Raw genomic sequence first — 18,787 nt, forward strand, 5'->3', positions numbered from 1 at the left:
CGAGGTCCGCGGGCCCGGCCGGGCGGACCGCTTCCGGCAGCCGGTGCCAGAGGGTGACCGGGTGGCCGTCGACCAGCCGGGGCGACGGCTCGGCCGCGCGCACCGCGGGGACGCCCGCATCCGCGAGCCAGCCCGCCACGGACAGTTCGCGTTCCGCCCGTTCCAGCAGTTCCGGGGCCCGGCCCACCTTGATGACGAGCCCGCCGTCCGCGAAGACCGCGTTCTCGCCCAGCGCCAGCAGCTCCGCGTCCGGTGCCAGACCGGCCGTCCGCAGTATGTCCCGCGCCGTTGCCTCGTCCATGTGGTGTCTCCCGCTCTCGTTCGGAACGGGCCAAGTTTCGCATCCGCGCAGGCGGGGCCCGTCATCCGAGGGGGGGCTGTGCTCCGCCGAAATAAGTTGCACGAGACGTATCGTCTCGCTTACCGTCGTGGCATGAACTCACCGAAGCGTGCCCATATCGCCATGTTCTCCATCGCGGCCGCGGGGCATGTGAACCCGAGCCTGGAAGTGATCAGGGAACTCGTCGCCCGCGGCCACCGCGTCACGTACGCGATCCCGGAGTCGTTCGCCGGGAAGGTCGCGGAGACCGGCGCCGAGCCCGTTGTCTACACATCGACACTGCCCACCGACGACGATCCCGAGGCGTGGGGCACCGAGGTGATCGACAACATCGAGCCGTTCCTCCGCGACGCCATCGCCGCCCTGCCGCAGCTCATCGAGGCCCACGAAGGACCGGACGGGGTGGGCGTACCCGATCTGATCGTGCACGACATCACCTCCTACCCGGCGATCGTGCTCTCCCGCCGCTGGAACATCCCCGATGTCTCGCTCTCCCCGAACCTGGTGGCCTGGCAGGGGTACGAGGAGGAGGTCGGCGAGCCGATGACCGCCCAGCTCATGGCGACCGAGCGGGGCCGGGCCTACTACGCCCGCTTCCACGCCTGGCTGCGGGAGAACGGCATCGACGAGCACCCCGACCCGTTCGTCGGCCGCCCCCGCCGCAGCATCGTCCTCATCCCGCGCGCGATGCAGCCCAACGGCGGCCGCGTGGACGAGACCAGATACACCTTCGTCGGCGCCTGCCAGGGCGACCGCAGGGACCAGGGCGAGTGGCGGCGTCCCGCGGGCGCCGAGAAGGTGCTGCTCGTCTCGCTCGGCTCGACCTTCACCAAGCAGCCCGGCTTCTACCGTGAGTGCATCGCGGCCTTCGGCGACCTGCCCGGCTGGCATGTGGTGCTCCAGATCGGCAAGTACGTGGACGAGTCCGAACTGGGCCGGGTCCCTGCCAACTTCGACGTGGTGCGCTGGGTACCGCAGCTGTCCGTGCTCCGGCAGGCAGACGCCTTCATCACCCACGCGGGCGCGGGCGGCAGCCAGGAGGGGCTGGCCACGGCGACGCCGATGGTCGCGGTCCCGCAGGCCGTGGACCAGTTCTCGAACGCCGACATGCTCCAGTCCCTCGGCGTGGCCCGGCACGTACCGATGGCCGACGCCACCGAGGCGACGCTGCGCGAAGCCGTACTGGCCATGGCCGACGACCCGGAGGTGGCCCGGCGGCTGGCGGACATCGGTGCCGAAATGGCCGCGGAAGGAGGCACCCGGCGCGCGGCCGACCTCATCGAGGCCGAACTGGCCGCGCCGCCCCGCCCGTAGCCGTCCGGCTGTCCGACCCCCCGTCTATGTTCGTCCCATGACGACCAGATACGCGGTACTGCTGCGCGGGATCAACGTGGGCGGCGCCAGGAAGGTCCCGATGGCGGACCTCAGGGAGCTGCTCACCGGACTCGGCCACGGCGACGTCCGTACGTACCTCAACAGCGGCAACGCCGCCTTCAGCAGTGACACGGCCGGCGAGGAAGGACTGGCGGCCTCGGTGGAGAAGGCCATCGAGGACCGCTTCGGCTTCACGGTGGACTGCCTCGTCCGCAGCGGTGCCTATCTGCGGGCCGTGGCCGACGGATGTCCGTTCCCGGCGGCGGAGCTCCAGGGCAAGCAGCTGCACGTCACCTTCTTCTCCGGCCCGGTGGGGCCCGAGCGGTTCGCCGCCCTCGACCAGCGGGCCTATCTGCCCGAGGAGTTCAGGCTCGGCGACCGGGTGCTGTATCTGTACGCCCCGGACGGGCTCGGCCGCTCCAAGCTCGCCGAGGCACTGAACAGGCCCGCCGTGAACAAGGGCATCACCGGCACCTCCCGCAACTGGAACACCGTGCTCAAGCTGGCGGAGCTGACCGCGGGCTGACCGGAGAGCCCCGGCCCGCTGTCAGTGCCGGGCGGCCCGCTCCGAACGGGCCGCCCACCGGCCGTCCGTGCGGGTGATCCGCACCGGATGGTCGAAGCACTTGCTGACCTGATCCGTGGTGAGCACGTCGTCCGCCGGCCCCGAGCCCAGGCACGCGCCGTCGCGCAGCAGCATCGCGTGCGTCGTGGACGCGGGCAGCTCCTCCAGATGGTGGGTGACCAGGATCGTCGCCAGCTCCGGGTGCTCGGCGCGCAGCTCGTCCAGGCTGGTCAGCAGCTGCTCACGGGCGGCCAGGTCGAGGCCGGTGGCCGGTTCGTCGAGCAGGACGAGACGGGGACTCGGCATCAGCGCACGCGCGATGAGGGTCCGCCCGCGCTCCCCCTGCGAGAGCGTCGGCCAGCGCGACTCGGCCTTCTCGCCGCCCATGCCCAGCATGGTCAGCAGCCGGTCGGCCCGCTTGAGCTGTTCCCCGGTCGGCGACCAGCGCGGCACCGGCTCGATGGAGTTGGTGAGCCCGGTCAGGACGACATCGCGGACCCGCAGCGGGGAGTGCAGCGGATGGCGCGGGTTGATGTGCCCCAGGTGGGAACGCAGCTCCCGCAGATCCACCCGGCCGAGCGTCCGCCCGAGGATCTCCACCGTCCCGCGGGTGGGGTGCGTCACCGCGCCCAGCAGCCCGAGCAGGGTGGACTTGCCCGCGCCGTTGGCGCCGAGCAGGGCCCAGTGCTCCCCGCTGTGCACGGTCAGCGAGACCGAGTCGAGCAGCAGGTTCCCGTCCCGTACGAAGTCGACGTCGTCCGCACGGATCACGACGGTGCTCACAGGTCGTTCAGCTCCTTCATCTCTTTCTCGGCCAGACGCAGCTCACGACCGGGTGAGAACCGATGGGCCTCGCCGGCCGGTGCGCCGTAGGGACAGCGGGAACCGGGGCAGAGAGGCGGGGCCGCGCGTCGCGCGCACCGTCCGTCCGTATGTCCGCCCCGGGTGCCCGCCGGCGCGCGGTCGGCGGGAGGGGGCGGTTCTGCACCGAGGCGGTCCCGGTCAGGGAGAGCGCCCGTTCGAGCTGGTCGGCGGTAATCGTGTCCGGACCGATGTACCGGATCCTACCTTCCTGCCCGGGGCCGCCCGGAAGGTGTCATGGATCATGGACCCGCACCGAGAGGGTGTGCCAGAGTCCCGGTATGCGCTACATCATCATCGGGGCCGGTGCCGTGGGCGGCACCATCGGCGGGCTGCTGTCCGAGAGCGGCAGCGAAGTGGTCCTGGTGGCCCGCGGGGCGCACTACGCGGCACTGCGGGACGGCGGACTGCGGATCGCGACGCCCGACGGCTCCCGCACACTCGCACTGCCGGTCGCCGACGGGCCCGACGCGGTGGAACTGCGCCCCGACGACGTCCTGGTCCTGACGGTGAAGACGCAGGACAGTGTCGCGGCGCTCGACGCGTGGGGCCCGCGCCCGGTGTCCGGCACCGGCGCGACCGCCGCCGAGGTGCTTCCGCTGGTCTGCGCACAGAACGGCGTGGAGAGCGAACGCCTCGCGCTGCGCCGCTTCCGCCAGGTGTACGGCATGTGCGTCTGGCTGCCCGCGACCTTCCTGGAACCGGGCTCGGTCGCCGCCGCCGGTTCACCGCTCACCGGGATACTGCACATCGGCCGCTGCCCTTCGGGCACGGACAGCACCGCCCGGCAGATCTCGGCGGATCTGGAGAAGGCCCCGTTCGAGGCGCCGGTCGTCGCCGACGTGATGCGCTGGAAGTACGCCAAACTCCTCTCGAACCTGGCCAATTCACTCCAGGCGGCCTGCGGTCTCCACGGCACCGACCCGGCGGCGGACGCCATCATGGAGCAGCTCCTGGAGCAGGCGGAGGCCGAGGGGCACGCGGTCTACGCGGCAGCCGGGATCGAGGCCGCGAGCGCCGATGAGCAGCGGCGGACCCGCGGCGACAAGATCACCCTGCTGCCGGTCGACGGGCAGCCGCGCGGCGGCGGTTCCTCCTGGCAGAGCCTCAGCCGGGGGACGGGCACGATCGAGGCCGACTATCTGAACGGTGAGATCGCCCTGCTCGGACGGGAGTACGGGGTGCCGACCCCGGTGAACGCCGTACTCCAGCGGGTGGCCAACGCCTTCGCCCGAGAGCACCGGCCCGCCGGCTCCATGCCCGCCGCGGAGCTGGCCGCCCTGGTGGCCGACGAAACCCGGCACTGAGCGCGACCACCCCCGACTCCCGGCTCCCGGCTCGCGATTCCGGTCCCGGCTACCGGACCCCGGCCCCCGGCCTCCGGCCCCCCGTCCTCCGGCTTCCGGCCGCGGCCCCGGCCTCCGCTCCCGCACGGGCCGGAGCACGAGCCCGGCCTCCGCTCCCGCACATGCCGGGCTCGTGCGTGCCGTAGCGCAGCCGGCCGCGCCGCGGGTCCGGCCGGCCGGGCACGTCACGCACATCCCTGACGGCCCCGGAGCCCTCCGATGGCCTCCGAAGCCAGTCCTCCGATGACCTGACGCCGATTACCCGTGTCCGGCAGGCATTTCTGTCATTCCTGTCCAGTCCGTTGACCGTTGCATCTCAACCCTCCTACCTTTCTCCTGCCTTATGAACCTGATTCCATGGGAGGGAAGATGCTCGCACCCCGAAGAGCCACGCTCGTCGCGGCTCTCTCCGCCGTCCTGGCGCTCGGCGTCCCTGGCAGCGTGACCGCGGCCGGAGCCGACCCCGGTGACCGCGGCTCCGCCGGTTCGCACTCGGCGGACGTGTATGTGACCCCGTCCGGTGACGACCACGCCCAGGGCACCGCCCGCCGCCCCGTCAGAACCCTTCAGCGCGCCCGTGACCTGGCCCGGACGAGGTCCGCCCACCACCACGGGGATCTCACCGTCCACCTCGCCTCCGGTACCTACCGCACGGCGCGGCCGCTCGTCCTCGACGCCAGGGACTCCGGGCACGACGGCCACCGGATCATCTGGCAGGGCACCGGCTCCACCGTCATCAGCGGCGGCAAGAAGGTCCAGGGCTGGCAGCCGGTCCACGGGCGCCCCGGCCTCTACTCGGCGCCCGCGCCCCAGGGACTCACCGACACCCGCCAGCTGTACGTCGACGGGGTCAGGGCCCAGCGTGCCCGCGGTGAAGTGCCCGTCGGGCTGACGGCCACACCGGCCGGCTACACCACGACCGCGGACACCATCGCCCACTGGCGCCACCCGTCGGACGCCGAATTCGTCTACTCGAGCGGCGAGGAGCTCTGGAACGTCGAACGCAACGGCCTGGGCCAGTGGACCGAACCCCGCTGCCGGATAGCCTCCGCCAAGGGCACCACCCTCACCATGGTCCAGCCCTGCTGGGACAACTCCAACAAGCGGGTGGAGTTCCCGGACGTCCCCGGGCGCACCGTCTCCATGGTCGGCCCCGGGCACCTCACCAACAACGGCAAGGCGTCGTACATCGAGAACGCCTACGAACTGCTCGACCAGCCCGGCGAGTGGTACCTGGACCGCACGGCCCGCACCGTCTACTACCTCCCGCGCAAGGGGGAGGACATCCGGCACGCGGACGTCGAGGCCGCCGCCGCACAGAAGCTGGTCGACGGGCGGGGCACCGCATCCGCCCCGGTCCACGACGTCACCTTCCGAGGGGTGCGGTTCAGCTACGCGACCTGGCTGACCCCGTCCACACCCGAGGGCTTCTCCGAGATCCAGGCCGGCTACACCATCACCGGTGCGAACGGCTGGGCCACCCAGGGGCTGTGCGGATTCGTCGAGGGCGGCACCTGCCCGTTCGCCTCCTGGACCCCGATGCCGGGGAACGTCTCCTTCACCTACGGCACGCGCATCGAGTTCAGTGACGACGACTTCACCCACCTCGGCGCCGCCGGCCTGCAACTGGGCACCGGAACCAGTGACTCCAAGGTGCGCGGCAACACCTTCACCGACATCTCGGGCAACGGCCTGGAGATCGGCGGAGTCGACGGCCGTACCCCCGCCGACCACGTCGAGGTGACGGACAACCATCTGTACGCCCTGCCGCGCGAGTTCCACGGCTCGGTCGGCATCCTCAACGGATACACCCAGCACAACACCATCGCGCACAACCAGCTCGACCACCTCGGCTACAGCGCCGTCTCGATGGGCTGGGGCGGCTGGCCCGACAAGATCGGCTCACCCGCGACCCCCAACCCCAGCCACGACAACACGGTGAGCGACAACCTGATCTTCGACTACATGCAGATGTTCGACGACGGCGGCGGGATCTACACCCAGGGCCTGACGGGCACGTCCCTGGCCGACGGCGAGAAGGTCACCGGCAACGTCATCCACGGTCAGTGGGGCCTGGGCAAGAGCGTCTACACCGACAACGGCTGCACCTACGAGACCGTCGAGGACAACGTGCTCTACGGCGCTTCGTACGCCAATGTCGCCAGCCGCCACACCGACTACCGCGACCAGCTCGGCAACAACGACCCGACGCTCGTCAAGGACAACTGGTGGGAGGAAGGCACCGCAGACGGCGACAACAAGGGCCTGGTCACGACCGGCAACCACATCATGGCCTCCCCGTCGGACGCCCCCGCAGCCATCGTCGCCGCCGCGGGCATCGAGCCCGCCTACCGGGGTGTGCTCGGCCGCACCGCGGGAGCGGTCTCCGTACCCGAGGCGCCGTCCCGGGCCGGCACCAGCACGGCAGGTGCCGATGCCCTGTACGCGATCTTCAACCCAACCTTCGCCGACGGCGGTTCACCGGTCCGCAGCTACACCGCGCACGCTCTGCGGCCGGACGGCACCGAGGCCGCGCGGCGGACCGTGACGGCGGCCGACTACCAGCGGCTCGCCTACATCCGTATCGGCGGACTCCCCGCCGGCGGCGGCCCCTTCACCGTCACCGTCACCGCGGCCAACGCCCACGGGAGCAGTGCGCCGTCCCTGGCGTCCGCACCGCTCACGCCGACGGCCGCCACCGTGCTTCCCGACGCGCCGACCGGCCCGAAGCTCCGTACCGGGGCGACGGCCGCGACCCTCGCCTGGACACCGCCCCGGACCATGGGAGACGCCAAGGTCATCGGCTACCGGCTGACGGTCTCCGACGGCCGCACCATCGAGGTCACCGGCCGGGACGCGATGGTCGGACAGCCGTCGGGCAAGGGGATGTTCCGCGTCATCGGCGGGCTCAAGCCCGGCACCCGGTACACCGTGACAGTCGCCTCCGTCACCGCGGCGGGTGCGGGCCCGGCGGCCACCGTCACGGCGACCACCGAGGCGCGGTAGCGGAGTACGGGCACGAGCACCCGGGCGGGCACCGCACACCGTGCCCGCCCGGCACGGCCCCCGGCAGGTCGGACAGCGGTCAGGCGCTCAGTGCCGCAGGCTCAAGCACCCGCGCCTCGTCGTACCTGGCCAGCAGCAGCCGGGCCAGCTCACCGCAGGCGCCCAGCACACCGGAGAGCACATCCGCGCCGGCCGCGCGGGCCCCCGCCTCGATACGGTCCGGCAGCCTGCCGGGCGCGATGACGTACGGCGCCACCGCGACGTGTGCGACACCCGAGGCCCGCAGCTCCCGTACCGCGTCCTCGGTACGGGGCAGGGCAGCGGAGGCGAACGCAGGCCGCACGGCGCACCAACCGGTGTGCCGCAGCTCCCGCGCAATTTCAGCGATCACTGCGATCGCCTCCGGGTCGGTGGAGCCCGCCGAGGCCAGGACCAGCCCCGTCGAGCGTTTACGGGACGGGGTCAGCCCCGCCTCGTACAGCCGGCGTTCCAGCGCGGCCAGCAGCAGCGGGGAGGGGCCCAGCACCTCAGCCTGGCGCACCCGCATCCCGGCCGGGGCCTCGCGCAGCACCCCGGGGATGTCCCACTTGGCGTGGAAGGCCCGGGTCAGCAGGAGCGGGAGGGCCAGCACGTCCCGTACGCCCTCGGACGCCAGCCGTGCCAGCACCTCCGGCACCGAAGGCGCCGCGAAGTCCAGGAACGCCGTCTCCACCCGCACCCCGGGACGCAGCGACCGCACCCGCCGGGTCAGCGCGCGCACGGTCGCGGCATGCCGGGGATCACGGCTGCCGTGCGCGACGACGAGGAGTACCGGGCGGTCGTCGTACATCCCGGCTCAGCTCCGGACCAGCAGCCCGCGGCTGCGCAGCACACGCCGCTCCAGCGGGCTGAAGATGAGCAGGTCGATGGCGATCCCGACGATGAGGATCAGGAAGATCGCCAGGAAGACCATCGACATGCTGCTGGTCTCCCGGCCCTGCTCGAGCAACTGGCCGAGACCGATGCCCAGATCGGGCGAGGACGCGATGATCTCCGCGGCCATCAGCGACCGCCAGGAGAACGCCCAGCCCTGCTTCAGGCCCGCCAGATATCCGGGCAGTGACGCGGGCAGCACCACATGCCAGGTGCCGCGCAGACCCGACGCGCCGAGCGTACGGCCGGCCCGCAGATAGAGCGGCGGCACCTGGTCGATGCCGGAGACCAGGCCGTTGGCGATCGAGGGGACGGCGCCCAGCAGGATCACCGCGTACATCATCGTGTCGTTGAGCCCCAGCCAGATCACCGCGGGCGGCACCCAGGCGACCGACGGCAGGGACTGGAGGCCCGAGAGGATCGGGCCGATCGCCGCCCGGACGAACTTCACCCGGGCCACCAGCAGCCCCAGCGGGGTGCCGATCACCAGGGCCAGCAGGAAGCCCAGCAGTCCGCGCGAGATGCTCGTCCAGATGTAGCCCAGCAGGGTGCCCTGCGCCCAGGCGTCGGACACCTCGCCCCACACCTGGCCGGGCGAGGGCAGCTTGTAGCTGTCGGTGACCTTCGCCCAGATCAGGATCTGCCAGACGACCAGGACCAGCACCACGGCCACTACCGGCGGCAGTACCTTCCCCACCAGCACCTGGCGGACCGGGACCCGGTCCACCCGTACGGTGTCGAGCGCGTCCAGGCCCGCTTCGAGCCCGGCCAGCTCGTCCGCTTTGACGTCAGTGTTGGCCATGTCGGCGGATCTCCCCACGCAGTTGTTCAGTGATCTCCACCGAGAGCTCCGCCACCGCGGAGTCCTCGATCCGGCGCGGATGCGGAATGTCCACCGTCCACTCGCGCGCCACCCGGCCGGGCCGCGAGGACAGCAGCACCACCCGCTCGGCGAGCCGCACCGCCTCGCGCACGTTGTGGGTGACGAAGAGGACGGAGACGCTCGTCTCGCGCCAGATCCGGGTCAGTTCGTCGTGCAGCACATCGCGGGTGATGGCGTCGAGCGCGGCGAACGGCTCGTCCATCAGGAGCAGTTGGCTGTCCTGGGCGAGTGCGCGCGCCAGCGCCACCCGCTGGCGCATCCCGCCGGACAGCTCGTGCACCCGCTTGGCGTAGGCGCCGTCCAGCCGTACGAGGGCGAGCAGCCGCTGTGCCTCGTCCCGCCGGTCGGCCTTGGGCACGCCCCGCAGCCGCAGGGCGAGTTCGATGTTCTTGCCCGCGGTCAGCCACGGGAACAACGCGTGCTCCTGGAACATCAGGGCGGGCCGGCCGCCCGGGGTCGCGATGGTCCCCGACGACGGTGCGTCGAGTCCGGCCACCAGATTGAGCAGCGTGGACTTGCCGCAGCCGGACGCCCCCAGGAGCGTGACGAACTCGCCCGGCGCGACGTCGAGGGTGATGTCGTCGAGGACGAGCTGCCCGGCGGGTCCGCCGAAGGACTTCGAGACGTGGCCGATACGGGCCGCGTGTGTCACATCGGTCCGGTCGTCGGACTTGGCGAGTGCTGTGGCCATGGTCGTCACCTCCTGGGAACGGGTCTGGATCCGGGCTTACTTGACGCCGAGACCGGCATCGGAGACGGACGGGCGGCCGGCGGCCTTCAGGGCCTTGTTGAGCGGCCGCAGGTCGTAGATGCCCTTGAGATCGGGCTTCTGCAGCAGCCCCGCCTTGACCGCGTGGTCCGCCTCCGTGCTGAGCGTCGCCGCGAGCGGGTCGTCGGTGGTCTGGATGGACTTCCACGCGGGGTCCAGCACATCGGCGGGCAGCGCCTTGCCGGACAGCTTCTTCAGCGCGGCGTTGGCGGATGCCTTCGCCGCGTCCGGGTGGGCCTTGATCCAGGCGTTGGTGTTCACCGAACCGCGCAGCACGGCCTCGACGACGTCCGGGTGCTCCTTGAGGAACTTCTGCGACACCACGATGTTCGTGATCACGAACTTCTTCTGCGGCCACAGGTCGCTCTCGTCGAGCAGTACCTTGCCGCCCTGCTGCACCAGCTTGGACGCGGTCGGCTCGGGCACCCACGCGCCGTCGATGGAACCGGAGGCGTAGGCGTCCGGGGTGACCTTGTTGTCCGTGCGGACGACGGAGACATCACCCTTGCCGCTGGTGGCGTCGGTCTTCCAGCCCTTGCTCGCGATCCAGTTGAGGAACGCCACGTCCTGGGTGTTGCCGAGCTGCGGGGTGGCGATCTTCTTGCCCTTGACGTCGTCCAGGGACTTGATCTTCTTCGGGTTGACCACCAGCTTGACCCCGCCGGAGGCGGAGCCGCCGATGATGCGCAGGCTCTTGCCCTGGGACGTGGTGTAGCCGTTGATCGCCGGGGACGGGCCGATCCAGCCGATGTCGATCGAGCCGGAGTTGAGCGCCTCGATCTCGGAGGGGCCCGCGTTGAAGGTGGAGACCTTGAGCCGGGTCCCGCCCAGCTCCTTCTGGAATATCCCCTGCTGGTCGCCGACCAGCGCGGTGGCGTGGGTGAGGTTCGGGAAGTAGCCGATCTTCACCGAGTCGGCGGAGAGCTTCTTGGCCCCCGCGGCGACCTGGGACTTGCCCGGGTCGTCCTTGGCCTTGTCCGATCCGTAGCCGCAGGCGGTGAGCGCCACGGCCAGCAGCGGGAGGGCGGCGGCGGCCGCGAGGCTGCGGCGCAGGGGGAGAGTGGCAGGCACGGGAGGTTTTCCTCTCGGTGGCCCGGTGCGGGTGTCCCTCAGGACACCGCCGGGCGGTCGGCTTGGTGTGCGGGTCTTCGCCGGGCGGGGCGCGGCGAGTGGGCTGTCCGGGCGCGCAGGCAGTGCGCGTACGCCTTCACGCACATCGCCCGACCCCGCCCTGCCCACTGCCGAGGGCGCCGCTGCCGATGCGGCCGCCCTCCTTCGCGAAGGTGGCGTAGATGTCCAGGACACGCAGGGCCATGGCTAGAAGTCCCACCCGGTCTCGTCCTGCGCGGTCACGTCCGCCTCCGCCGCGGTCTGCGCCGTGGCGGCGAAGGCGTCGCCCGCCATCCCGGCGGCCAGCGTGGTGCCGTCGGCCGGGTCGATCAGCAGGAAGGAGCCGGTGCGCCGGGAGTCCGCGTACGCGTCGAGCGCCAGCGGCTCCGCGGTACGGATGACGACCCGGCCGATGTCGTTGGCGACCAGCCGGCCGGGCGCCGGGTGCTGGGACAGGTCGTCCAGGGTCAGCCGGGACGGGATGTCCTTGACGATGGCCTTGACCGTGCGGGTGGTGTGCTTGAGCAGGACCCGCTGGCCCACCGACAGCGCCGAGTCGGCCACATGGCAGACGGTCGCCAGGACGTCCTGCGTCGGCACCGGGGCGTGCTCGGTCGGTGCGATCAGGTCGCCGCGCGAGATGTCCAGATCGTCGGTGAGCCGTACGGTCACGGACTGCGGGGCCCACGCGATGTCCGCGCTCTGCCCCAGGACGTCGATGCCGGCGATCGTCGACGTACGGCCCGAAGGCAGCACGGTGACGGCGTCGCCGACCCGCAGCGCGCCCGAGGCGATCTGGCCCGCGTACCCGCGGTAGTCGGGGTGTTCGGCGGTCTGCGGACGGATGACGTACTGGACGGGGAAGCGGGCCTTGCAGCCCGTGAGGTCGTGGCTTGAGGGGACCGTCTCCAGGTGTTCGAGGACGGTCGGGCCGCCGTACCAGTCCATGTGGGCGGAGGGCTCCACCACATTGTCACCGGCCAGCGCGGAGATCGGGATCGCGGTGATCTCCGGGACGCCGAGCGAGGCCGCGTACGCGGTGAACTCCTCGGCGATGGCGGCGAACACCGGCTCCGCGTAGTCGACCAGGTCCATCTTGTTGACGGCGAGTACGACGTGCGGGACGCGCAGCAGGGCGGCGACGGCGGCGTGGCGGCGGGTCTGTTCGACGACGCCGTTGCGGGCGTCTACCAGCACCACGGCGAGTTCGGCGGTGGAGGCGCCGGTGACCATGTTGCGGGTGTACTGCACATGGCCGGGGGTGTCGGCGAGGATGAACCGGCGGCGGGGGGTGGCGAAGTAGCGGTAGGCGACATCGATGGTGATGCCCTGCTCGCGCTCGGCGCGCAGCCCGTCGGTGAGCAGGGCCAGGTCGGGGGCTTCCTGGCCCCGGCCTATGGATGCCTGCTCGACGGCTTCGAGCTGATCCGTGAAGATCGACTTGGAGTCGTGCAGCAGCCGTCCGACCAGGGTGGACTTGCCGTCGTCGACGGAGCCCGCGGTGGCGAAGCGCAGCAGCGTGGTCGCCGAGAGCTGCTCGGCGGACTGGGCGGTTGACGTGGTCATTTAGAAGTACCCCTCGCGCTTGCGGTCTTCCATCGCGGCCTCGGACATCTTGTCGTCGGCGCGGGTCGCGCCCCGTTCGGTCAGCCGGGACGCGGCGATCTCGGTGATGACGGCGTCGAGCGTGGTGGCGTCGGAGTCGACGGCGCCGGTGCAGGACATGTCGCCGACGGTGCGGTAGCGCACCTGGCGGGTCTCGACGTGCTCGGTGTCCTTGGGGCCGCCCCACTCACCGGGGGTGAGCCACATGCCGGAGCGCTTGAAGACCTCACGCTCGTGCGCGAAGTAGATCTGCGGGAGGTCGATCTTCTCGCGTTCGATGTACTGCCAGACGTCCAGCTCGGTCCAGTTGGAGAGCGGGAAGACCCGGACGTGCTCGCCGGGTGCGTGACGGCCGTTGTAGAGCTGCCACAGCTCGGGGCGCTGGCGGCGGGGGTCCCACTGGGAGAACTCGTCGCGCAGCGAGAAGACCCGTTCCTTGGCGCGGGCCTTCTCCTCGTCGCGGCGTCCGCCGCCGAACACCGCGTCGAAGCGGTGCTGCTGGATGCCTTCGGTGAGCGGGACGGTCTGGAGCGGGTTGCGCAGCCCGTCGGGGCGCTCGCGGAGCTTCCCGGCGTCGATGTACTCCTGGACGGAGGCCACGTGGAGGCGGAGTCCGTGTTCGGCGACGACGCGGTCGCGGTAGGCCAGTACTTCGGGGAAGTTGTGCCCGGTGTCGACGTGCAGCAGTGAGAACGGCACGGCGGCCGGGGCGAACGCCTTCAGCGCCAGGTGCAGCATGACGATGGAGTCCTTGCCGCCGGAGAACAGGATCACCGGCCGCTCGAACTCGCCCGCGACCTCGCGGAAGATGTGGACGGCCTCGGACTCCAGCGCGTCCAGGTGGCTCAGGGCGAACGGGCTGTCGGTACCTTCGGTGACAGTGGCAGCGGTCGTCATCGGGCCAGGCCCCTCTCGGTGAGCAGCGCGTGCAGCGCGGCTGCGGACTCCTGCACGGTCTGGGTGTGCGACTCGATGCGCAGGTCCGGGGTCTCCGGTGCCTCGTAGGGGTCGTCCACCCCGGTCAGACCGGAGATCTCGCCCGCCGCCTGCTTGGCGTACAGGCCCTTCACATCGCGTACGGAGCACACCTCGACCGGGGTCGCGACATGCACCTCCAGATACGCGGTGCCGTTGCTCGCGTGCCGCTTGCGCACCGCCTCACGGCTGTCCGCGTACGGCGCGATGACCGGAACCAGCGCCTTCACCCCGTTGGATGCCAGCAGTTCGGCGACGAAGCCGATCCGCTGGACGTTGGTGTGCCGGTCGTCACGGCTGAAGCCGAGGCCCGCCGAGAGGAACTCGCGGATCTCGTCGCCGTCGAGCACCTCCACCCGGTGGCCCTCGCCGCGGAGGGTGTCCGCGAGTTCGTGGGCGATGGTGGTCTTGCCCGCGCTCGGCAGACCGGTGAGCCAGACAGTGGCTCCCTGGTCCGTCGTCATCTCGTTCTCCTGATCCTTCGTCATCAGCCGTGCAGCCCGCACTCGGTCTTGTTCCGGCCGGCCCAGCGGCCGGCGCGGGCGTCCTCGCCCTCCGCGACCCGCCGGGTGCACGGTGCGCAGCCGATGGAGGGGTATCCGTCCATCAGCAGCGGGTTGGTGAGCACGCCGTGCTCGGCCACGTACGCCTCCACGTCGTCCTGCGTCCAGCGGGCGATCGGCGAGACCTTGATCTTCTGGCGCTTCTCGTCCCAGCCGACGACGGGGGTGCCCGCCCGGGTGGGGGACTCGTCGCGGCGCAGCCCTGTCGCCCAGGCCGAGTAGTTCTTCAGCCCGTCCTCGAGAGGCTTGACCTTCCGCAGCGCGCAGCACAGGTCGGGGTCCCGGTCGTGCAGCCGGGGGCCGTACTCGGCGTCCTGTTCGGCGACGGTCTGCCAGGGCAGCAGGGTGATGACGTTGACGTCCATCACGGCTTCCACCGCGTCCCGGGTGCCGATGGTCTCGGGGAAGTGGTAGCCGGTGTCGAGGAAGACGACATCGACGCCGGGGAAAGCACGGGAGGCCAGATGGGCGACGACCGCGTCCTCCATGGAGGAGGTCACGCAGAAGCGCTTGCCGAAGGTGTCGGCGGCCCAGGTGAGGATCTCCAGGGGCGACGCATCCTCCAGTTCGCGGCCCGCGCGCTCGGCGAGGGCCTTCGGATCCTCGGTTTCCTGCATGGTGGTCATATCCCGTCCCCTTCAACGCCGTTGGCGTGCTGCTGGAGTCCGCGGGCCAGCAGCCCGAGGAACTTCAGCTGGAATGCGCGGTTGCATGCCGCGCATTCCCAGGCGCCGTGCCCCGTCTCGTTGGGGCGCAGGTCCTCGTCGCCGCAGTACGGGCAGAAGAAGGGCGCCGCACGCTCGCTCACGAGAGCGACTCCGCGTCCGCGCGTGCGGCCCAGGTGGCGAAGCGCTCGCCCTCGGCACGCTCGGCCCGGAAGTTCTTCAGCACCCGCTCGACGTAGTCGGGCAGCTCGTCCGCGGTGACCTTCAGCCCGCGGACCTTGCGGCCGAACCCCGCGTCGAGACCCAGCGCACCGCCCAGGTGGACCTGGAAGCCCTCGACCTGGTTGCCGTCGCCGTCCAGCATCAGCTGGCCCTTGAGGCCGATGTCGGCTACCTGGATCCGGGCGCAGGCGTTGGGGCAGCCGTTGATGTTGATGGTGATCGGCTCGTCGAACTCCGGGATCCTGCGCTCCAGTTCATCGATGAGCAGGGCGCCGCGCGCCTTGGTCTCGACGATCGCCAGCTTGCAGAACTCGATGCCGGTGCAGGCCATCGTGGAGCGGCGGAACGGCGAGGCGTTGACCTTGAGGTCGAGCGCTTCGAGAGCGGAGACCGCCGATTCGACCTGCGACTCCTCGATGTCCAGCACGATCATCTTCTGCTCGGCGGTGGTCCGCAGCCGCCCGGAGCCGTGTGCGTCGGCCAGCTCGGCGATCTTCGTCAGGGTGGTGCCGTCCACCCGCCCGACGCGGGGCGCGAACCCGATGTAGAAGCGGCCGTCGCGCTGCTTGTGCACCCCGAGGTGATCGCGCCAGACATCGGCGGGCTGCTCGGGCGCGGGACCGTCCGTCAGCTTCCGCTGGAGGTACTCGTCCTCCAGGATCTGCCGGAACTTCTCCGGGCCCCAGTCGGCGACCAGGAACTTCAGCCGGGCTCGGGTGCGCAGCCGGCGGTAGCCGTAGTCGCGGAAGATCGAGATGACGCCCTCGAAGACGTCGGGCACCTCGTCCAGCGGCACCCAGGCGCCGAGCCTGACACCGAGCTTCGGGTTGGTGGAGAGCCCGCCGCCGACCCACAGGTCGAAGCCCGGACCGTGGTCGGGGTGGTCGACACCGACGAACGCGATGTCGTTGATCTCGTGCGCCACATCGAGCTGCGGGGAGCCGGAGATCGCGGTCTTGAACTTCCGCGGCAGGTTGGAGAACGCCGGGTTGCCGATGAAGCGGCGGTTGATCTCGTCGATGGCCCAGGTGCCGTCGATGATCTCGTTCTCGGCGACGCCGGCCACCGGGGAGCCGAGGATCGTACGGGGGGTGTCACCGCATGCCTCGGTGGTGGAGAGGCCGACTGCCTCAAGGCGCCGCCAGATCTCCGGGACGTCCTCGATCCGGATCCAGTGGAACTGGATGTTCTGCCGGTCGGTGAGGTCGGCGGTGCCGCGGGCGAACTCCTGCGAGATCTCACCTATGACGCGCAGCTGCTCCGTGGTGAGGCGGCCGCCGTCGATGCGTACCCGCATCATGAAGAACTCGGCGTCCAGCTCCTCCGGTTCGAGCACCGCGGTCTTGCCGCCGTCGATGCCCTGCTCGCGCTGGGTGTAGAGACCCCACCAGCGCATCCGGCCGCGCAGATCGCCGCCGTCGATGGAGTCGAATCCGCGCTTGGAGTAGATCGTCTCAATGCGTGTCCGCACATTGAGACCGTCGTCGTCCTTCTTGGCCTGCTCATTGCCGTTCAGCGGGGTGAAGTGGCCCTTGGCCCACTGGCCTTCGCCGCGGTGCCGGGTCACTTTGCGTCGGGGCGTGGCTGGCGGGGGCGTTCCAGGGGTGGCGGCCATGATGCTTCGTCCTTCTGTGGCGGCTCAAGGGGGCGGTTGATCAAGCTGAAGGGACCCCAGCGGCCTGCCTGTTCAGGGCAGGGCGCAGTGGCGGTGGGATTGCAGGACCCCAGCGGGGGGCTTCGCTCGTCCGCTACGACGGGGACGGCGGGAAAACGGCGTGGCTGGTGGAGATCAGCGCGCCGGACAGATGGCGCTGGACATGCGGCCGAGATCGACGTGGCGTCGACTCACCAAGGCAATTCCAGTTCCAGACATGACGGAAGCGTGTCACGGCGATCTCGCGCCAGTCCACTACTATCCAATATTTGGACGAGATGGTCCCGCATCGTGGGACGGTGTGGTGCCCGTCACTCGGTGCGGGCCGCCCGCGCCGAGCCGGTGCGGACCGGATGCCACGGCCGGTTGCCACGGCCGGTGCGGGCCGGAAGCCACGGCCGGTGCGGACCGGATGCCAGGGCCGGTGCGGCCGGTGTCAGGCGTCCGCGCCCGGCCACGGCCCCGGCGTCTCGACGTCCGGCTCTTCCCCGGTCTCGGTCCTGAAGAGCCGGAAGCCGCGGCTCAGGTAGTTGTCCATCGCGTGGGCGCCGTCCTTGCTGCAGGTGTGCACCCGGACCCGCTCGGTCGCCGCGCGCCCCGGGGTGCGGTCGGCGAGGTCCCAGGCCCGCCGGATGCCGTACGTCAGCAGATGGCCGCCGATCCGCCTGCCGCGGAAGGCCGGGATCAGCCCGAAGTACATGATCTCCACGGCGCCGTCGTCGTGCGCGCACAGCTCCACATAGCCGGCCGGGGTGCCCCGCTCGTACGCCACCCAGGTCTCGGTGCCCGGCCTGGCGAGCACCTCCTGCCACTGGGCGTACGACATCGAGAGCCGGTCCGTCCACCGGATGTCCCCGCCCACGGAGGCGTACAGATACCGGCTGAACTCCGGGGACGGGACCTCGGCCCGCACGATCCGGATGTCACCGCCGGGCTCGGCGGCCGGACGCAGATCGGCCGGGGAGGTCTGCTCCAGATACCAGGTGGTCACCGTGACGGTGGTGTCGCTCGTCATGGGGGTCAGCGAATCACGCGGGGCAGCGGCGGCTCACAGCAGCCCCGCGGACCCCCGGCGCAGAAAGGCCAGCCTGGCCCGCTTCTCCGGCTTGTCGATCTCCGGGCCGAGCTCGAAGCCGAAGCGCAGCAGCCGGTCGATCACCTTCTGGTTGCGGACGTCGGGCTCGACGACGATGCGCTGCCGGGTGGGATCCGCCAGCACGAAGCGCAGGAACACGCTCAGCAGCGTGCTGGTGAAGCCGTGCTCGGGCCTGCCTTCGGCGGGGCCGATCAGCAGATGGATTCCGTGATCGCCGGGCTGTACCTCGTAGCACTCGCCCACCGGGTCGGCGGACGGCTCGTAGCTCTGGAACAGCGCCGCCGGCACGCCGTCGCGGTACAGCAGATAGGCGTGGTGCGTGGTCAGTGAGTCGACATAGCTGTATGTCTCCAGGACGTCCTCGGGGCTCGCGTCGCCCATTCCCCAGTAGCGGGCACGCTCCTCGCTGACCCAGCGGTGGATCAGGGCGCTGTCCCGCCGCGGGTCGACCGGGCTGATCCGGACGGTCCCGAATCCCTCGACCCGCTGCTCGTGCACGGTGGTCATGGAGCTCCTCAGCTGGTTCCAGTCGGTGATCACGGGGACGAGCCCGCCGCGCACCCACAGCGGCAGCTGGTCGAGCCGGTGGGGGTCGCCGGGTATCCCGGACGCCCCGAGCGGCACCGCCCAGAGGCTGTCGTCGCGCCGGGCCAGGTCCCAGACGTAGCGGGCGGCCGGCGCCCGGGAGGCGTGGTGGGTGAGGCCCGGGACGCTGGAGGTCGACAGGACGCAGTCGTGGTCGCCGGACAGACCGGGCCAGCCGCCGGGCGGCGGACCCCACGAGCCGCCGGGCTCGTCGGGCAGCGCCTGCCACGGGGCGAGCCGGTGCAGTTCGCCCCAG

Annotated in this window: 18 protein-coding genes and 1 pseudogene; 4 read left to right on the forward strand and 15 right to left on the reverse strand. The window is 71.0% G+C overall.

The genetic code is table 11. The features are described 5' to 3' along the window. Positions 1 to 301: pseudogene (locus G3I19_RS23220) on the reverse strand (aminoglycoside phosphotransferase family protein); the annotation flags it as partial. A 132-nt stretch (positions 302 to 433) separates the two neighbouring features. On the opposite strand from G3I19_RS23220, the gene mgt reads away from it, so the two are divergent. Next, positions 434 to 1,654: a macrolide-inactivating glycosyltransferase gene (gene mgt / locus G3I19_RS23225; RefSeq protein WP_164265623.1), complete on the forward strand. Its 1,221-nt coding sequence runs from the start codon at positions 434 to 436 to the stop codon at positions 1,652 to 1,654. A gap of 37 nt (positions 1,655 to 1,691) precedes the next feature. Beyond that, positions 1,692 to 2,240: a DUF1697 domain-containing protein gene (locus G3I19_RS23230; protein WP_164265624.1), complete on the forward strand. Its 549-nt coding sequence runs from the start codon at positions 1,692 to 1,694 to the stop codon at positions 2,238 to 2,240. A gap of 21 nt (positions 2,241 to 2,261) precedes the next feature. On the opposite strand, the gene G3I19_RS23235 is transcribed toward G3I19_RS23230, so the two are convergent. Further along, a complete protein-coding gene (locus G3I19_RS23235) occupies positions 2,262 to 3,062 on the reverse strand; it encodes an ATP-binding cassette domain-containing protein (protein WP_164265625.1) in 801 nt (266 codons plus the stop codon). A 359-nt stretch (positions 3,063 to 3,421) separates the two neighbouring features. Between G3I19_RS23235 and G3I19_RS23240 the strand changes: the two genes are divergently transcribed. After that, positions 3,422 to 4,447: a 2-dehydropantoate 2-reductase N-terminal domain-containing protein gene (locus G3I19_RS23240; protein WP_164265626.1), complete on the forward strand. Its 1,026-nt coding sequence runs from the start codon at positions 3,422 to 3,424 to the stop codon at positions 4,445 to 4,447. A gap of 396 nt (positions 4,448 to 4,843) precedes the next feature. After that, positions 4,844 to 7,492, forward strand: coding sequence for a fibronectin type III domain-containing protein (locus G3I19_RS23245; RefSeq protein ID WP_164265627.1), 2,649 nt, complete (start codon positions 4,844 to 4,846; stop codon positions 7,490 to 7,492). 79 nt (positions 7,493 to 7,571) lie between these two features. Here G3I19_RS23245 and G3I19_RS23250 read toward each other — a convergent pair whose 3' ends face one another. The 13 genes from G3I19_RS23250 to G3I19_RS23305 form a co-directional block, all read right to left on the reverse strand. After that, complete coding sequence (locus tag G3I19_RS23250) at positions 7,572 to 8,321, reverse strand: sirohydrochlorin chelatase (protein ID WP_164265628.1); 750 nt, start codon at positions 8,319 to 8,321, stop codon at positions 7,572 to 7,574. Positions 8,322 to 8,327: 6 nt separating this feature from the next. Continuing rightward, on the reverse strand, positions 8,328 to 9,206 hold the full coding sequence (locus G3I19_RS23255) for an ABC transporter permease (protein ID WP_164265629.1): 879 nt from the start codon (positions 9,204 to 9,206) through the stop codon (positions 8,328 to 8,330). After that, positions 9,193 to 9,978: an ABC transporter ATP-binding protein gene (locus tag G3I19_RS23260; RefSeq protein WP_164265630.1), complete on the reverse strand. Its 786-nt coding sequence runs from the start codon at positions 9,976 to 9,978 to the stop codon at positions 9,193 to 9,195. The genes G3I19_RS23255 and G3I19_RS23260 overlap by 14 nt, the downstream gene beginning before the upstream one ends. A 36-nt stretch (positions 9,979 to 10,014) precedes the next feature. Then, positions 10,015 to 11,127, reverse strand: coding sequence for an ABC transporter substrate-binding protein (locus G3I19_RS23265; RefSeq protein ID WP_164265631.1), 1,113 nt, complete (start codon positions 11,125 to 11,127; stop codon positions 10,015 to 10,017). A 246-nt stretch (positions 11,128 to 11,373) separates the two neighbouring features. Further along, on the reverse strand, positions 11,374 to 12,732 hold the full coding sequence (locus G3I19_RS23270; protein ID WP_164265632.1) for a GTP-binding protein: 1,359 nt from the start codon (positions 12,730 to 12,732) through the stop codon (positions 11,374 to 11,376). After that, positions 12,733 to 13,668 (reverse strand): sulfate adenylyltransferase subunit CysD, encoded by a 936-nt coding sequence (gene cysD, locus G3I19_RS23275; RefSeq protein ID WP_164265633.1) that lies wholly within the window; start codon positions 13,666 to 13,668, stop codon positions 12,733 to 12,735. Beyond that, positions 13,665 to 14,234: an adenylyl-sulfate kinase gene (gene cysC, locus G3I19_RS23280; protein WP_164265634.1), complete on the reverse strand. Its 570-nt coding sequence runs from the start codon at positions 14,232 to 14,234 to the stop codon at positions 13,665 to 13,667. Before cysC ends, cysD begins: the two co-directional genes overlap by 4 nt. Continuing rightward, positions 14,234 to 14,935 carry a phosphoadenylyl-sulfate reductase gene (locus G3I19_RS23285; protein WP_164265635.1) on the reverse strand — a complete coding sequence of 234 codons (702 nt, stop codon included), beginning with the start codon at positions 14,933 to 14,935 and terminating at the stop codon, positions 14,234 to 14,236. Before G3I19_RS23285 ends, cysC begins: the two co-directional genes overlap by 1 nt. Next, on the reverse strand, positions 14,932 to 15,117 hold the full coding sequence (locus G3I19_RS23290; protein ID WP_164265636.1) for a hypothetical protein: 186 nt from the start codon (positions 15,115 to 15,117) through the stop codon (positions 14,932 to 14,934). Before G3I19_RS23290 ends, G3I19_RS23285 begins: the two co-directional genes overlap by 4 nt. After that, complete coding sequence (locus G3I19_RS23295; RefSeq protein WP_164265637.1) at positions 15,114 to 16,811, reverse strand: nitrite/sulfite reductase; 1,698 nt, start codon at positions 16,809 to 16,811, stop codon at positions 15,114 to 15,116. The genes G3I19_RS23290 and G3I19_RS23295 overlap by 4 nt, the downstream gene beginning before the upstream one ends. Before the next feature lie 174 nt (positions 16,812 to 16,985). Further along, positions 16,986 to 17,069: a putative leader peptide gene (locus G3I19_RS38335; protein ID WP_310591794.1), complete on the reverse strand. Its 84-nt coding sequence runs from the start codon at positions 17,067 to 17,069 to the stop codon at positions 16,986 to 16,988. Positions 17,070 to 17,286: 217 nt separating this feature from the next. Continuing rightward, the gene (locus G3I19_RS23300; RefSeq protein WP_164265638.1) at positions 17,287 to 17,865 is read right to left on the reverse strand and encodes a GNAT family N-acetyltransferase; all 579 of its coding nucleotides are present in this window, start codon (positions 17,863 to 17,865) and stop codon (positions 17,287 to 17,289) included. Positions 17,866 to 17,898: 33 nt separating this feature from the next. Next, positions 17,899 to 18,787, reverse strand: an 889-nt coding sequence (locus tag G3I19_RS23305; protein ID WP_164265639.1) for a GNAT family N-acetyltransferase, incomplete at its 5' end; no start/stop codon positions are given.

It is taken from the genome of Streptomyces sp. SID10853, assembly GCF_010548145.1.
In the GTDB taxonomy this organism is placed as follows: domain Bacteria; phylum Actinomycetota; class Actinomycetes; order Streptomycetales; family Streptomycetaceae; genus Streptomyces.

Excerpts from the sequence above, each read along its gene's own strand:
- G3I19_RS23230 (WP_164265624.1), top strand. The coding sequence starts at position 1,692 with ATGACGACCAGATACGCGGTACTGCTGCGCGGGATCAACGTGGGCGGC.
- G3I19_RS23260 (WP_164265630.1), bottom strand. The coding sequence starts at position 9,978 with ATGGCCACAGCACTCGCCAAGTCCGACGACCGGACCGATGTGACACAC.
- G3I19_RS23245 (WP_164265627.1), top strand. The coding sequence starts at position 4,844 with ATGGGAGGGAAGATGCTCGCACCCCGAAGAGCCACGCTCGTCGCGGCT.
- G3I19_RS23240 (WP_164265626.1), top strand. The coding sequence starts at position 3,422 with ATGCGCTACATCATCATCGGGGCCGGTGCCGTGGGCGGCACCATCGGC.
- G3I19_RS23250 (WP_164265628.1), bottom strand. The coding sequence starts at position 8,321 with ATGTACGACGACCGCCCGGTACTCCTCGTCGTCGCGCACGGCAGCCGT.
- G3I19_RS23295 (WP_164265637.1), bottom strand. The coding sequence starts at position 16,811 with ATGGCCGCCACCCCTGGAACGCCCCCGCCAGCCACGCCCCGACGCAAA.
- G3I19_RS38335 (WP_310591794.1), bottom strand. The coding sequence starts at position 17,069 with ATGTCTGGAACTGGAATTGCCTTGGTGAGTCGACGCCACGTCGATCTC.
- G3I19_RS23300 (WP_164265638.1), bottom strand. The coding sequence starts at position 17,865 with ATGACGAGCGACACCACCGTCACGGTGACCACCTGGTATCTGGAGCAG.
- G3I19_RS23285 (WP_164265635.1), bottom strand. The coding sequence starts at position 14,935 with ATGACCACCATGCAGGAAACCGAGGATCCGAAGGCCCTCGCCGAGCGC.
- mgt (WP_164265623.1), top strand. The coding sequence starts at position 434 with ATGAACTCACCGAAGCGTGCCCATATCGCCATGTTCTCCATCGCGGCC.
- cysC (WP_164265634.1), bottom strand. The coding sequence starts at position 14,234 with ATGACGAAGGATCAGGAGAACGAGATGACGACGGACCAGGGAGCCACT.
- cysD (WP_164265633.1), bottom strand. The coding sequence starts at position 13,668 with ATGACGACCGCTGCCACTGTCACCGAAGGTACCGACAGCCCGTTCGCC.
- G3I19_RS23270 (WP_164265632.1), bottom strand. The coding sequence starts at position 12,732 with ATGACCACGTCAACCGCCCAGTCCGCCGAGCAGCTCTCGGCGACCACG.
- G3I19_RS23255 (WP_164265629.1), bottom strand. The coding sequence starts at position 9,206 with ATGGCCAACACTGACGTCAAAGCGGACGAGCTGGCCGGGCTCGAAGCG.